Source organism: Paenibacillus lautus, from assembly GCF_050482385.1.
Classification (GTDB): Bacteria; Bacillota; Bacilli; order Paenibacillales; family Paenibacillaceae; genus Paenibacillus_AQ; species Paenibacillus_AQ lautus_B.
Genome location: NZ_JBCNHV010000001.1, coordinates 623,209 through 637,420 on the forward strand (window position 1 = coordinate 623,209; position 14,212 = coordinate 637,420).

Annotated in this window: 10 protein-coding genes; 6 read left to right on the top strand and 4 right to left on the bottom strand. The window is 49.1% G+C overall.

The window, feature by feature from the left end:
* Positions 1–28: 28 nt before the first annotated feature.
* From ABEW73_RS02950 to ABEW73_RS02965, 4 genes are read right to left on the bottom strand one after another with little or no spacing between them, the layout of a single operon-like run.
* Positions 29–1,288 carry a Gfo/Idh/MocA family protein gene (locus tag ABEW73_RS02950; protein WP_430172134.1) on the bottom strand — a complete coding sequence of 420 codons (1,260 nt, stop codon included), beginning with the start codon at positions 1,286–1,288 and terminating at the stop codon, positions 29–31.
* Positions 1,289–1,328: 40 nt separating this feature from the next.
* Positions 1,329–2,420: a DUF4832 domain-containing protein gene (locus ABEW73_RS02955; protein WP_430172136.1), complete on the bottom strand. Its 1,092-nt coding sequence runs from the start codon at positions 2,418–2,420 to the stop codon at positions 1,329–1,331.
* Positions 2,383–3,726: an acyltransferase domain-containing protein gene (locus tag ABEW73_RS02960; protein ID WP_430172138.1), complete on the bottom strand. Its 1,344-nt coding sequence runs from the start codon at positions 3,724–3,726 to the stop codon at positions 2,383–2,385. The genes ABEW73_RS02955 and ABEW73_RS02960 overlap by 38 nt, the downstream gene beginning before the upstream one ends.
* Positions 3,704–5,068: a DUF4832 domain-containing protein gene (locus ABEW73_RS02965; protein WP_430172140.1), complete on the bottom strand. Its 1,365-nt coding sequence runs from the start codon at positions 5,066–5,068 to the stop codon at positions 3,704–3,706. Before ABEW73_RS02965 ends, ABEW73_RS02960 begins: the two co-directional genes overlap by 23 nt.
* A gap of 352 nt (positions 5,069–5,420) precedes the next feature.
* Between ABEW73_RS02965 and ABEW73_RS02970 the strand changes: the two genes are divergently transcribed.
* The 6 genes from ABEW73_RS02970 (at position 5,421) to ABEW73_RS02995 (ending at position 14,186) form a co-directional block, all read left to right on the top strand.
* On the top strand, positions 5,421–6,443 hold the full coding sequence (locus ABEW73_RS02970; RefSeq protein WP_430172142.1) for a LacI family DNA-binding transcriptional regulator: 1,023 nt from the start codon (positions 5,421–5,423) through the stop codon (positions 6,441–6,443).
* Positions 6,444–6,658: 215 nt separating this feature from the next.
* Positions 6,659–8,644: a DUF4832 domain-containing protein gene (locus tag ABEW73_RS02975; protein WP_430172144.1), complete on the top strand. Its 1,986-nt coding sequence runs from the start codon at positions 6,659–6,661 to the stop codon at positions 8,642–8,644.
* 130 nt (positions 8,645–8,774) lie between these two features.
* Positions 8,775–9,479 carry a response regulator transcription factor gene (locus tag ABEW73_RS02980; RefSeq protein WP_430172146.1) on the top strand — a complete coding sequence of 235 codons (705 nt, stop codon included), beginning with the start codon at positions 8,775–8,777 and terminating at the stop codon, positions 9,477–9,479.
* Positions 9,480–9,484: 5 nt separating this feature from the next.
* On the top strand, positions 9,485–10,933 hold the full coding sequence (locus ABEW73_RS02985; protein WP_430172148.1) for a HAMP domain-containing sensor histidine kinase: 1,449 nt from the start codon (positions 9,485–9,487) through the stop codon (positions 10,931–10,933).
* Positions 10,934–11,033: 100 nt separating this feature from the next.
* Positions 11,034–11,798 (top strand): ABC transporter ATP-binding protein, encoded by a 765-nt coding sequence (locus ABEW73_RS02990; RefSeq protein ID WP_430172150.1) that lies wholly within the window; start codon positions 11,034–11,036, stop codon positions 11,796–11,798.
* A gap of 6 nt (positions 11,799–11,804) precedes the next feature.
* Positions 11,805–14,186 carry an ABC transporter permease gene (locus ABEW73_RS02995; RefSeq protein WP_430172152.1) on the top strand — a complete coding sequence of 794 codons (2,382 nt, stop codon included), beginning with the start codon at positions 11,805–11,807 and terminating at the stop codon, positions 14,184–14,186.
* Positions 14,187–14,212 lie beyond the last annotated feature (26 nt).

Genomic DNA, 14,212 nt, shown 5'->3' on the forward strand with positions numbered 1-14,212 from the left:
TCACGACCTTTGCATTGTGATTAAACGATTAAACTAACATGCTCTGCTGCAGCCTCTCCTTAAGTTGATCCAGATCAATCACGGTTCCGGTCATTCTGGCCTCTTCTGCTGCATACGCCATAATATGACTTTCGACGGACATGTCGATGGAGGATCTGCTGCTGAAGTCAGCGTTCTCCACATTATCCAAGAAGTCGATCATAAGACCTGTGTCGCCGCCATTATGTCCGCCGCTCATGGCTGCCGGCCGAATGACCGTTTGCTGACTGGCTTCAGCCATATTGGAGTTAAACCTTGTGACTTCAATGACATTCAAGCTGTCATCCCCGCGGATTTCCCCATGCTCGCACATGATTTTGAGCGTGCGGTACATTTTATTTGTAAATCCGCTCAAGTTAAACGTTGCCGTAACCCCGTTCTTAAACTCGATAATGGTCACCTGATGATCACACACATCATTGTCCATCCGATAAACGCAGCGTCCATAAGGACTTGTTTCCAATGCCTTCATAAGTCCCGCTTCGGATTGATCCACCGAAATGGCTGTAGCCGGCCATTGTCCTCTAACGGGCATATAGGCCTTTCTTGCATCGAATCGGCAATCCTCAGCTGCCTTGCAGTCCAAGCATCGTTCAGCGCTTCCAGCCGGTGCATTCTCCTCTTTAAAATAAGTCAGGTTGCCATAGGAAGAGATCCGCTTCGCTTGACTGTCCACCAGCCAGGCTAGAATATCCATGTCATGGCAGGACTTCTGCATGATGATCGGACTGGCCAAGTCGCTTCTTCTCCAATTGCCTCTTACAAAGGAGTGTGCCATATGGAAATTGCCGACATTCTCGTTATGCTGAATGGTGATCACTTTACCGAGCTCATGACTATCAATAATTTTCTTAATCTCTGCAAAAAAATGGGTGTAGCGGAGCACATGACACACAATCACTTTCCGGCCTGTTTCATTGGCTTTTCGTTGTATTCTCAAACTTTCTTCAGGACTTGGCGAAATGGGCTTTTCCAACAAAATATCATAGCCCAGATCAAGTGCCTCCATGGTTTGGTTATAATGGTCCCGGTCCATTGAAGAAACAATGACGGCATCGCAAATTTTACCGAGTCGATAAAATTCATCTACGGATTTAAATTGTTTCTCCAGAGGAATCTGAAACTCATCCGCTGCCGCCTTTCTTCTGCTGTCATTCGGTTCAACGACCGCAACAATTTCCTCGCTTTGGTATGCATGCCTTGCGTAGATCATGCCTCTTTGTCCTGCGCCGATTAATGCTAACTTCAAATCCATAACCTCCAGCAAACTCGTATTTGTCCTAAACGATCTACTCCTGTTCTGGAACCACAGGATCTTCCAAGGGATAATATCCTTCCGGATAATAAGTGTCCCAAATATCCTTCAGCGGGTCCTCATCGGATATTTCGACTTGTATTGTGCCTGCCTCATAATACCCATCCTGTTGCGGATTCTGTATATGTAGGGGAATATACGACCGGTCTTCGAAATAGAGTGCTATACTCAGCGTATATGTTCCCGGTAACATATCCTTCAAGGGGATCATCTCGTTATGGACAAGATCCCCGGTTAACCAGGAATGCGTGGCGGCGTGCAGGGGATATTCATAGGAAACCTCCGCCTGATTTAACTGCACCCGTAACTGAAATTCCCGATAAATTCTTGAACTGCCCGCGTTGACAAACCAGAATCGCAGCGGTAAGCTCCCACGGCTATATACCGTTTCCGGATAAGTCAGTCCGCGTAAAGTTAGATGATATCCAAGCCCTATATTCAGATTGGAGAGGCCGGCGTGCCAGCGATATGCCTCGCGTCTGGTATGAGGACCGCAAACGTCATCGGTCACATGAAGGACCACCTGGTAGCGCTTCCAAACGTTCTGCAGCTTGTGTTTGGCAAAAGCCTCACAGCATTCGATCCAATTCGCCTCACTGCACTTCACCAGCAGGCCAAATCCACGACTGTGTTCTCTTAAATGTTGAATCAATCTATCATTCTGTAGATCAGCTAGCAGCGTCTGCGTCTCAAACGATTCTATATAAGCGTTCCATTCTTCCTTACTATCAGCTAAGGTTGATATCAAAACGGCTGTTAAGCGCCTGGCAGAGTCGATATAGCTCCCGACTTTTCGGATCAAAGCGGCAAAACAATCAGGTGCGTAATCCTGAACCCAGATCGGCAATTCCGGTATCAGGACAAGAATGGGGTTTTGAGCCGTACGCAGTGCTTCATGGATCGCTTCAAGCCTGTATTCTCCTCGATGCGGCTCAAGCGCTCTCCAGGAAAAGGAGACGTATTCGAATGGTCCCTGGCTTGCATCATGCTCGCTATTCGCTAAGGGTTGCGGTCGGATTTTTACGGTTTTATACTTCTCGTAGTTTTCGAGCGAGTATTTCCCCATCCTCTTCTCTCCTTTGCAAATGGCTGTCAACGGTTTTATGGAATTGCTCGATATCTGCATCGGTTATATACGGCCGGCTGCCAATCTTATCGATATCTTCCCTCAATACAATCATGCTTAATGTGTTAAAGCGGGCTCCCGTTTTCATATACGCCGCTGCTGCTTTTTGCAGTGAGGTTGTATATTCGCCCGGGCTTCGGACCGGATCTGCCTTCCAGTCCCCAAAGGCTTCAAAACGCAGCATGCCGTCCCCTTCCATGGTCGGATAATTATAGAATTGTCGTTGAACGAGGACGATATTGCTTTTTTCAGCGTCCAGGATAAGCGACAGCCTTGTATCATACAGCCAGCTTGAGCTCCAAAAGCCTTTGATGGATAGCTCAGGAAAATATCGGTCATAGAATGCAGCAGCCATCTCCATGGAACTCTTCAACCTGTCCGGTGTGTACCCGGGGCCGGATGGAATGTGAAGGGCTAACAGCGTATCCCCTTTTTGAAGTACCGGTTCCCATTCCTTCTTAAGGATGGGCGTCGTTTCTCTTTCAACGAATCCCATGGGATTTATCCGATTAGCGATGACAAACTCGGCATTCTCGTGCCATTCTGAGGTGAAGTTTCCTTGAAGATCATACACATCATTGATGCCGTTCCGTTGCCCATCACCGCGAAATTCTTCGCCTGCGTGCCGAAGGGCAATCACCTCCTGCGTGTTCACGTGACGGAACATGGTGAAAGGATCCTCAAATCGATAGGGTATAAAATAAAACCGGTCTAACAGAAAGATGGAGCAGGTATAAAAATTCATCACCCATGGAAAATCATGTACCTTGGCATCGCCGCTCTGTACCAATTTTTCCAATTGAAGCTTCAGGGGCTGTTGAGGGATCTGCTCGTAGTAGGCTTTAGGTACAGAACGCGCCTCCAGCATGTTCATGGAAGGAACAACGCAGGCCAGCAGCAAAAGAAAGGAGTATAATTCTCCGTATTGCTCCATGCATCCCGGTGTCATATTCGTATAATGAGTCTCATCACAGCGATTGCGCAAAGTGCACATATCCTGCACTAAAAATTGGGTAAAGTGAAATAATACGGCGTCCTTTTCTATCGCCTCAACCCCATGAACCAGCCATTGGCGGGTAGGTTCAGGAATTTGATACTGCTCAAAGATTCCAGATAAGAACTCCCGCGGGATAAGATGGGGCTTACTGTCCGGTTTATGGCGATTATATTTAGCTTCCAATCCTTCTGGCAGGTAATCAAAGTTGCAGATTGCGATACACTCTTTAAAATTCAACAGACTCTCCATTTCCTTTTCTCCCCCGTTCAACGATTAGCTTGCCCATCGGGTAATAGCCGTCCTTGTTCCCTTCGATCGCCAGCTGGATATTCCCGATTTCCTTAACCCCGGTTTCGATGCCAATCTCCAAGCGATATTCACCTTCGGACATATTACCGGGTAAACCGAAACTTTCTTCCCAAATCATATCTTCGTCCGGCAGCCACTCCCTAATATCCTCCTTGCTCCGCAGCGTATAGGTTTGATCATGGCCGGTAAGCCTCACGACCAGCGGATAGTGATTATAGATCGGGGCCACTCCTACATTAGCCCACAACGCATTGATTGTTAGCTGACCACCCGCATTTACCATCGAATCGTACGTGAATTTCCTCAATTCAAAACGGTATCCCATCTTGTTCAGCCAAGCCTTAATCTTCTCTTTCCACGGTTCAGGGACTACCGTTCCTTTGTTGTTAAAGGAAGAAATATGCCACTTCAGCGTTTCTTGAATGATATAATCGATATCCCAGCCCTGAAGATACCAATCATTCATGTGCCAGCATGCTTCAAATAGAATCGGAGCCTTCTCCCAAGCATCGCCCATGTTGAAATTCTGAATATTCTGGGGATAGAAATCCGTCATATGAGACCACTGTTTTCCATGAAAGCCGCCCATATCACCCAAGCAATCGACGCGAAAGCCCACTTTGGCTTTGCGCTCCTTCATGATGCTGATCGACAGGGGATCATGCAGCAGAGCTTGGAGAGGGGTTATTTTAAACCCATCCAGGTAAGCATCTGTAATGCGCTTGATGGTCTCCGGCTTTAAAAACTCCGTTCCGCCGCCTTCTCCCCAGGCCCCTACAATCGTCAAATCAACCGAGCTTATGACCGGGTGTCCGTCAAACCGTGCGGCAAACGCCTTGATAAAGTCAGACCAATACAACACATAGGGTGTGGTCTCAGGGTCTACTCTCCAGAACGGAAAGTCGGGTTCCTCCGGATGTTCCGCACGATACCAAGCGGGTATATCATCTTCTTCGCTTAACGCGTATGGGGAACAGCGAACCACGGCCGTACAGCCTAGCGATTTGGCGTAGTCCAGCTTTTCCTCAAGAACTTCCCACCTGTACTCCCCCTGGGTAACTTCCAAGTCCCGCCAGCGCGCGCTGCAGAAATACACTTTACTGTCGGGATGATTGTACGTTCTGCTGTCTTCCGTGAACTTATATTTCTTGTGCGCTTCCCCTCGGTTGTCGCAGATCCGATCCGGCTCCCCCATTAACCCCGGTGCTGCTATAAAACCAATGCCCGGGTTGTTTAGGATATCTTCTAAAATCATGGGGTAAACCGTTACTGCTTTGTTCATGTTCTAATCAGCCCCCCGCCGCCTGCTCAAACGTCGCTGTTTCGTTACGTTAATGTTACGTAACAAAACAACGTAAAACCTTGTAACATTTCGTGACTTCATGTTATATCATCCATGCATATCCTTGCAATAATAATTTTAAATTTTTAAAAAAATTCTAGTAACATAGCACGATAGAAACATGTTATGATTGATTTTAATCATGAATGCTTGTAAACTAAAAACGTAACGGAATCACGCAACAAAGTAACGCAACAAAACAACAAACAGGTCCATCATTGTTTACCATATAACATTCCTATAAACTCTAAATGGTGACTATTCGTAACTAAAAAGGAGAATGTGTTTATTTATGAGTACCATTCGGGATGTTGCTAAATTAGCAAATGTATCTACTGCCACCGTATCCAGAGTGTTAAACAATGATACGAAATATAAAATTACGGACGAAACCCGGGAACGAGTTTGGCAGGCGGTTACGCAGCTGAACTATAAAATCACTTCAAGTCCCAAGCGAAAAGTTTCAACCAAGGATCATTCCGATAGCAAGTCGCATATCAAGATCGGTTGTGTACTAAGCGTAACAAAAGATAAATACAACGATCCTTATTTCATGTCGATCTTATCCGGTGTGGAAGAGCGACTGCTGAGTGCGGGATATAACATTTCCTTTATCCGGACTGGAATCGAGCTGAATGATAGCAAGATCTTATTCAATACATTCAGCGAACCGATTACGGGTCTGATTCTTATGGAATCGTTGAACAGTGAAACCTATGAGTATATACGCAAGCAGGTCCCTTATATCGTGGGGATTGATACCGAGCGTGGGGATATCGATAATGTGGGCTATGATCATTACAATGTGGCTTCGATGGCCGTCAACCATCTCATTGAAAAAGGCCACACCCAGATTGGTTACATCGGGGGAAGCGGATTAACGAATAACCTGAAAGACAGCCGCCGTTACCGAGGCTACTATGCCACCATGCATGCTGCCGGAATGTCGGTGAATCCCGATTGGGTTATTGATTGCATGTGGGATGAAGCGGTCTGCATTGAACAAATAAATCATTTATGTAAAACCAAAAATTGCCCGACCGCCTTCTTTGCAGGCAGCGATCTAATGGCCATGGCTGCCCTCAACGGCTTGTATAACAACGGCATTTCCGTTCCTGCTGAAGTGGCTGTCATGGGTCTATCCAATATCGAGGTGTCCAAGTATTCCAATCCACCTCTATCAACGATCGATGTACCGACAAAAGAAATCGGCATGGTTGCCGTCGACAACCTGATTGACAGAATGAACGGAAATCAACTACTGCCCAAAAAGGTGATTTTGCCTACTCGTTTGGTCGTACGCAGTTCCACTTAAGAGGGACAAGAACGTTGAAATGAATATATTCATCAACGCATTTACACATGAAGGCACCTGACACGGTGCTCTTTTTTTCATGGTGGATGTGGGAAGTTAGGAAGTTACATGGGAAAGGAGGTGAGAGCTTCAGATTCGGTAGAGTGAATCCATTGTTAAAAAGACGTTTGGACTTGCAGCTCTATGACACCAATCATTCTGTGAGGAGGTTTGACATGAAAGCATGGGGTATTCAATTGAAAATGAGGTTCGCTATTTTTACGATGACGGCCATTCTTCTTCTTACCTTGTTCCCTTATCCCCCCTTTATTTCGGCTGCAGAAGCGGCTTCTATCGTTGTGGATGGTGATCCGAGTGAATGGGAAGGGCTTCCGGCTCTTTCCAAGAATTCGGGAACCGCTAGCATCTTAAAGGCTTCCCACGACGACAGGAATCTTTATCTGCTTGTGGAAGGCTCAGGCCTTAGCACTACCATGGGAAGCTTCTGGCTGAATACGGACAAGAATGCTGCGACCGGATATCAAGCTTTCGGATGGGGGGCGTCCGGAATTGAATGGCTCCTCGAGAATCAATCGTTATACCGGTACGCAGGAAATGGCAGCAGCTGGAATTGGGATTGGTCTTCCGCCCTTCCTTCTTCTCAATACGTGCGTACCTCATCTACTATTGAAGTTGCACTCCCTCTCGCTACACTTGGACTTGCTGCAGGCAGCAGCGTGAGCATTGGTTATCTGGACAACAATTCGGACATCCATCGCCTGCCAGCGCAGAACCAGCCGCTTCCCGTTTATACACTTAATGAAGGGAATCCCGGAAAAGAAATGATCGAATTTTACCCAAGCGAGCTGGATAATCCGCTCAATAACCCGTTTAAGGGTTGGGCTCCTTCAGCGAAATCGACCAATTACCCGCAGGACCACCGTCTCGTATATGCCGGTGTTACCTGGAAGGAGTTAGAGCCAACCAAAGGCAACTATGATTTCAGTGCGTTTGAAGCGTCCAATCATCTCGACTATTGGAAGAGCCGCGGAGTCAAGGTGGTGCTGCGTTTCATTCTGGACAGTCCTTCGGGTGTGCCTCACCGGGATATTCCTGACTGGCTGTACAACGACATAGCCAGTTTGGGACAATCTCCAGGCAAGGCCTACCAAGATGAAACCGGTGGCATGGGAGCCGGCAACAACACGGGCTTCTCCCCGAATTACAGTTCCGAGTATTTGATCGCCAGACACAAGCTTGCCATTGAGGCGATTGCCGAGCATTACAACACGGCTGACAGCCCGATCGCTTTTGTGCAAATCGGTTCGCTGGGCCATTGGGCGGAATTCCACACCTGGCCTTACATCGGACCGAACGGGGAAAGCAACTATACAGGCGCGTTTCCTCCGAACCAAATATCCAACCAGTACATTCAGCACTATATTGATGCTTTCGCCGATCAGGAGGATCATACGCAGCTATTGATCAGACGGAGCGTGGAATTGGCCAAGAATAATAACAAGGGCCTGATTCTGGGAATGTATAATGATGTATTCGGAGATCAGCCGAGCTTCGATTCCGAATGGGGATGGTATACCGGCACACAGAACGGTTATTGGGATGATATCGGCCAGAAACAGCCAAACCATGCCAACTTCTGGGACACTCGCGTCTCTGGCGGCGAATTTTATGGGGGTGCCTATGGTATGAATGCTGCGCTCACGACAGGCAGCGGCTTTAATGAGACGCTGCGGCAAACCGAGCTTAGCAAACCGAGCTGGCTTGGACCGAATGCTCCAGCTTCCTTGGCACTGGGCAATCCGTTGCAGGGCAATATGAATACACTGAAGAAACGAATGGGCTATCACTTTGTATTGAAGAAAGTTGCATATCCGCAAGAAAATAGCGGAAGTGCGTTAAATGTATCCGTCACTGTGGAAAATAAGGGGGTTCAACACTTCCCGTTCAACTGGCCTGTTGAAGTGCAGCTGCGCAGCGGAGGCCATGTCGTGGCACGTCAATCCACATCCGCGGACTTAAGAACCTGGAGGACTGGTTTGCATACAGTCTCAGGCTCTATCTCCACAAACACGCTGCCAAACGGTACCTATGAGCTGACCATAGCTATTCTTAATCCGTCCACGAACCAACCCGGGGTTGATTTTGCTAATACGGAGCGCCTTTCGGACGGAGCTTATAAGATCGGTATATGGACTAAATAATAAAAGCCGCAGGCTGATCCGAACACTATGAACAACAGCTATCGGGAATATCCCGATAGCTGTTGTTCATTCCGGCCCATGCTATAATGGACTCACCATTTAAAGCATACGGAACAGGGGCGACTTTTTAATGAATTCTCCTAAAACAGTACTGATCATTGAAGATGAACAGGATATCTCGCGCATTGTGAATGACTATTTGCGTGTTCAGGGATTCAGCACGTTCATCACGGAAAATGCCGGCGACGGGTTGCAGGCGGTCCGCCACCGGCAGCCGGATTTTATCATTCTCGATCTGACCTTGCCTGATGCTGACGGGATTGAAGTGTGCCGCAAGCTCCGTACATTGACGGCTGCGCCCATTCTAATTTTAAGCGCCCGCAGCAGCGACACGGACAAAGTGCTTGCCCTGGGTTTTGGCGCCGATGATTACATGACCAAGCCCTTCTCGCTCAGTGAACTGGTCGCTCGCGTTCAGGCACATTTGCGCAGAATGGCGGACCCGAAACTCCCGGTATCCCCGCAGCGCTTGCAATTCGGCGCCCTGTCGATTGATAAGAACGCCCGCAGGGTCATGGTCGGACAGCTGGAAATTTCTTTATCCGCCAAAGAATTTGATTTGCTATACTTTTTGGCCTCCAACCCTAATCAAGTGTTTACCAAATCGCAGCTGCTGGATCATGTGTGGGGGTATTCTGCTTATGTCGAGGATAATACGATCACGGTCTACATTCGGCGGCTCCGTGAGAAATTGGAACGAACCGAAATCAGGTCCTCCTATATTAAAACCGTGTGGGGCGTCGGATATAAATTCAACCCCGATGAAACGGAGTAGCCTTTATGTACTGGAAAACTTGGTATGCTAGACGACTCTGGGCAGCTGGTCTATCCATCCTTACAGTGATACTATCTGTCGTTTGGCTTACTCTTATTGGACCTTCAAACCAGCTGACTCCGTCCACTATTGTGAAGGAAATTCGCGTACTGACGAATCCGATCGTCCATGCCTTGGAAAATGAGCATGCGGAATTACTGCTCACCGACGCTCCGATCCAGCGGCAATTAACCGACTGGAGTCAGGAGACGCAGGGCGGCCTCAAGGTTGTGCTTCCTGATGGAACGTTGATCTATGATAGCGAAAATTCATCGAAGCGCCCAATCAATCCGCACTTTGAACTAGACTATACACTGCGCATCTCTAACAGCGAACCACCCCACTATCATCTCGCTTTTCCGCTGCGGGATGCCGACACCAAAGCCTTTGTAGGTTACGCTCAATTTGCGGTCCCGGATACTGCCTTGGCCGCAGTAATGCCCTCCTCTAACTCCTTTATTTATGTGCCATGGATCATGCTTTCTCTGGCACTTTTAACGCTGCTTTATGTATTCTTCTCCATCGGACGCGGGGTGCAGCATAACCTGGTGCAGCCAGTTGCCGGACTCAAGCCTTATGCGGAAGCTATATTGAGAGGTGACTATGAGCAGCGTCCCGAATGGACAAGCGATAACGAGGTCGGGGAGCTCTATGCCGTATTTGATCTCATGCGTGGAGAGATTCGTAATTTACATATCCAGCAAGCTGCGCACAGCCAGTCGCATAAAGAACTCATATCCAATCTGTCTCATGACTTGAAAACTCCGCTGGCGACAATCAAAGCGTATATTGAAGCCATTCGCGAAGGGATTTGCCCTGATCTGCCAAGTGCGATGACTTATCTTGAAGTCGTGCACGCAAATACGAGTAAGATGGCCGTGCTCGTAGACGATTTGCTGCTGCACGCACTGCGTGATCTGGAACAGATTGCCGTACATCCGATTGAACAGTACAGCGCTCCAACGCTGGAGCCTATCTTCAACGCGATGGGCCATTATATCCGAACAATGGGCGTACGCTGCAAAGTGCCTGCTGTGATTCCTAACGTGCTTGTCCGCATCGATGCTGTACGGATCGAGCAAGTCATTGCCAATCTCGTCACAAACGCACTGAAGCATACTGAACCCGGGGATTCGATTCGCCTCGCTGTTGAAGAACATTCGGAAACATCCTGCCTGCAGATCATCGTCTCCGATACAGGCAGCGGGATTTCCCCGCGTGATATGCCTTTTATTTTTGAACGGTACTACCAGGGTAACGTTTTACAACGAACTGCCGGCCAACTCGCCGAGCGGCACGGGGTCGGACTGGGTTTGTCGATTTGTAAATATATTATGGAAGCGCATGGCGGTACGATCTCTTTTCACAGTCAACAGCAGCAGGGAACAACCTTCTGCTTAACTCTGCCCCTTTAGCTGACTCCTGTCATACTTTATTTATAATTTGATAACAAATGTGCAAGATTCGTCCTCTATACTTTGGTGGCAGTGGGAGATAAAGAGAGGAGATCACAATATGCCTTCAAGCAACACCGTCATGCTGCAAGCTAGTCATTTATGCAAAACATACACCACCGGCAAGGAGCAATACCATGCCATCCGCAATGTCGATCTGTCCATTTATGAAGGAGACTTTACCGTCGTCATGGGCGATTCGGGGTCGGGTAAGTCCACCTTGCTGTACTTGCTCAGCGGACTTGATGAAGTGACAGCCGGAGAAGTCTGTCTGCAGGGACAGCGTCTTGATCAATTTTCAGCCAAGGAGCTTGCACGCTTTCGGGCGAATCGGATCGGCTTTATCTATCAAAACAGCAACCTTGTACCGGATCTGTCGCTATTTGATAACATTGCCCTCCCTGGATATATCGCTAATCAGGACAAGGAGCAAGTACGACAACGGGCACATGACTTGATGGTTAATCTGTCCCTCGATAACCAGAGCAACCGGCTGCCTTCCCAAGTATCCGGAGGACAGCAGCAGCGGGCGGCAATTGCCAGGGCACTCATCAATAACCCGGACATCATCTTCGCCGATGAGCCCACCGGCAGCCTGAACTACGAGCAAGGCGTTACGGTGCTTGATATATTGAGTCGGATGCATGCGGAAGGTCAATCGATTGTCATGGTCACCCACGACATGAAGGCAGCCTGCCGCGGCAATCGCCTCATCTATATTCGAGATGGCAAGATCGGTGGCACGCTGGATATGGGGCCCTACAGTCCAGAGCAAGCCTCCGAGCGGGAAGCGATGATCTTTGCTTATGTCACCGGGAGGAGGTAGTCTGGGATGCGAGCCATATTAACACTCTGCTGGGGCAACCTGCGCAAAAGAAAAATGCAAAACACGCTGATCGCATTGCTTATTGCCCTATCTGCTCTACTAGTCAGCACCGCATTCACGGTCTTGATGAATACGGAAAATGTATTCAACGATCGCCATACGGCTGCTCAGGGTGCCCATGAAGTCATCAATATGACCCGCGGGCTGCATGACAAACAAATGGTAGCCGATTGGTGGTCAAGCCAAGACGGAGTAACCGCCTCCATCTTAGTCCCTTATAAGCCATGGGCGGGACTGGTCTATAACGGAGAAGATTTACCCAATCTTTATCTGTATATGCTCAATACGCCACCGATGCCGCATGGGGTCAACAATCCTCTCCCCGGTGCGGGACCGGAGCATCTGACGGTGCCGGAAGCCGGCGAGATCTGGATACCCACCTCGCTCGCCTACAAATACAACATGAACATCGGCGATAAGCTGATGTTCACCTCAGGGACTGAACCTGTACAATTCACGATCGGCGCCATTGTCATCGACATATCCCACGGTGGTCCTTTCTCGACCACCGCCCGCATCTGGATGAACGAAGCCGACTATCGGTCTACCATGGGGCGCTTGGACACGCCGGAGCAGTACATGTTGTCGCTTCGCTATGCACATCCGGAACAGAGCGAGGAATACTGGCAGCGCTTTGAGCAGGCGCTCGGATCGCCGTTTTTGGAGGAACGCGTTTCGTTTGCCGAACTGTCGGCCTTTTACTTTATCATGAATAAAATTATTGGCTTTGTGATGAGTTTCCTCGGGCTGGTCATGATCCTCGTCGCCTTGCTTACGATCGGATTTACGATCACGGACACGATCCTTGCCAATTACCGCACCATCGGCATTCTCAAATCGATCGGCATGACTTCCGAACGCATCATCGCCACCTACTTGCTGCAATACGGTTTAATGGCGATTGTCGCCTTGGTCCCAGCACTGATTGCAAGTCGCCTCCTCTCAGATGTCATCATCCAGAATTCCCTGTCTTTTCTCAAATCCGATACAGCACCTGTTCCCGTTCAAGCCGCAGACGTTGCGATCTGGACTGGCTGCGGCCTGCTGCTCATCATCCTTTTATGCGTTCTTCTGTATGCGGCCAAGACACGCCATATCAAGCCAATTCAAGCGATCCGTTACGGCATGTCGGAGTCTTCGCATAGTCGTACCCATCGGCATGGTGCCCGCATAAGACTACTGGATCGATGGTCCGTACCCACGGTCATCGGCTGGAAGCATGTGAGCGGCAACAAAAAAAGCGCAGCGCTGATCTTTCTGCTAATGAGCATCACGGTGGCTGTGCTCGTCTTTGGCGCCGTGCTGGTAACCAGTATCTATCGCATTAGTGAAACGTCGGCCCAGTGGGGCTATGACGATGCGGATATCGCCATTATGGTTATCCATGCGGAAGGTATGGATCGGGCGGAAATGCAATCTTATGTCCAAAGCGACCCTCGGGTTCTCAGTCTGAACTGGTCCGGGGCAGCCACCGGGGTCATTGCCATGGCCGAAGGGGACGGCAATCCTCAACAGACATTCAGCCTCCCTTTGACGGTCGTGGAAGGCAGCATGGACGAGATGGGATTTGCTTCGATTGCAGGCCGTAATCCTGCACTACCAAATGAAATCTCTATTGGAATCAATATTGCCCGTAAATTGCAAAAGGATATCGGCGACATACTCACGATCTATATTGAAGGAAAACCGCATCAATTGCTGATCACCGGCACCTTTCAGTCCGTTTCCAATATGTCGAACGTCGCTAGGGTCACATCGGATCTTGTCGAGCAGTTGAATCCGGACGCCGGGTTTATTCAACTAAAGGACAATACGGACAGCGATGCGCTTGTGCAGCAGTTGAACGAACGTTACGGCCCTTCCATCCAAGCGCTGAAGCAGGAAGTGCTGCTCGATTCCGTATTCAAAGAAGCTGCGGCGGTTTTGCTCATTCCGATGAGCATGCTGGCCCTCCTGTTCATGGCTGTCACTTGTCTTATTGTTTATACGACTTGCCGTCTGCATATTCGTAAGGAAACGAAAACATATGGCATCTATGCCTCGCTCGGCCTGACAGCAACCGATATCCGTCGTGCCTTGACAAGTGGCATCGCCGGACTGGCCGCGCTTGGTGCACTTGTTGGCATCGCTTGCGGTGTCTACGCATTGCCAGCCGTGCTGCGCGGTCTGCTCTCTACCTACGGTATTGTCAAGCTGCCACTCATCATGGAATGGCCGCTGGCCATTGGGCTGGCTCTGACCGCGCTTGCTATTGCCGTCAGCGGCTGCTGGCTGGCTTCACGAATCCTCCGCCGCACCTCCCTTCGGGTGTTGGTAATGGATTCATGAGAACAGTCCACGAGCAGAAGATGACC

Coding starts and splice junctions, on each gene's coding strand:
- ABEW73_RS02955 (WP_430172136.1), bottom strand. CDS start 2,420: ATGGGGAAATACTCGCTCGAAAACTACGAGAAGTATAAAACCGTAAAA.
- ABEW73_RS02960 (WP_430172138.1), bottom strand. CDS start 3,726: ATGGAGAGTCTGTTGAATTTTAAAGAGTGTATCGCAATCTGCAACTTT.
- ABEW73_RS02965 (WP_430172140.1), bottom strand. CDS start 5,068: ATGAACAAAGCAGTAACGGTTTACCCCATGATTTTAGAAGATATCCTA.
- ABEW73_RS02970 (WP_430172142.1), top strand. CDS start 5,421: ATGAGTACCATTCGGGATGTTGCTAAATTAGCAAATGTATCTACTGCC.
- ABEW73_RS02975 (WP_430172144.1), top strand. CDS start 6,659: ATGAAAGCATGGGGTATTCAATTGAAAATGAGGTTCGCTATTTTTACG.
- ABEW73_RS02980 (WP_430172146.1), top strand. CDS start 8,775: ATGAATTCTCCTAAAACAGTACTGATCATTGAAGATGAACAGGATATC.
- ABEW73_RS02985 (WP_430172148.1), top strand. CDS start 9,485: ATGTACTGGAAAACTTGGTATGCTAGACGACTCTGGGCAGCTGGTCTA.
- ABEW73_RS02990 (WP_430172150.1), top strand. CDS start 11,034: ATGCCTTCAAGCAACACCGTCATGCTGCAAGCTAGTCATTTATGCAAA.
- ABEW73_RS02995 (WP_430172152.1), top strand. CDS start 11,805: ATGCGAGCCATATTAACACTCTGCTGGGGCAACCTGCGCAAAAGAAAA.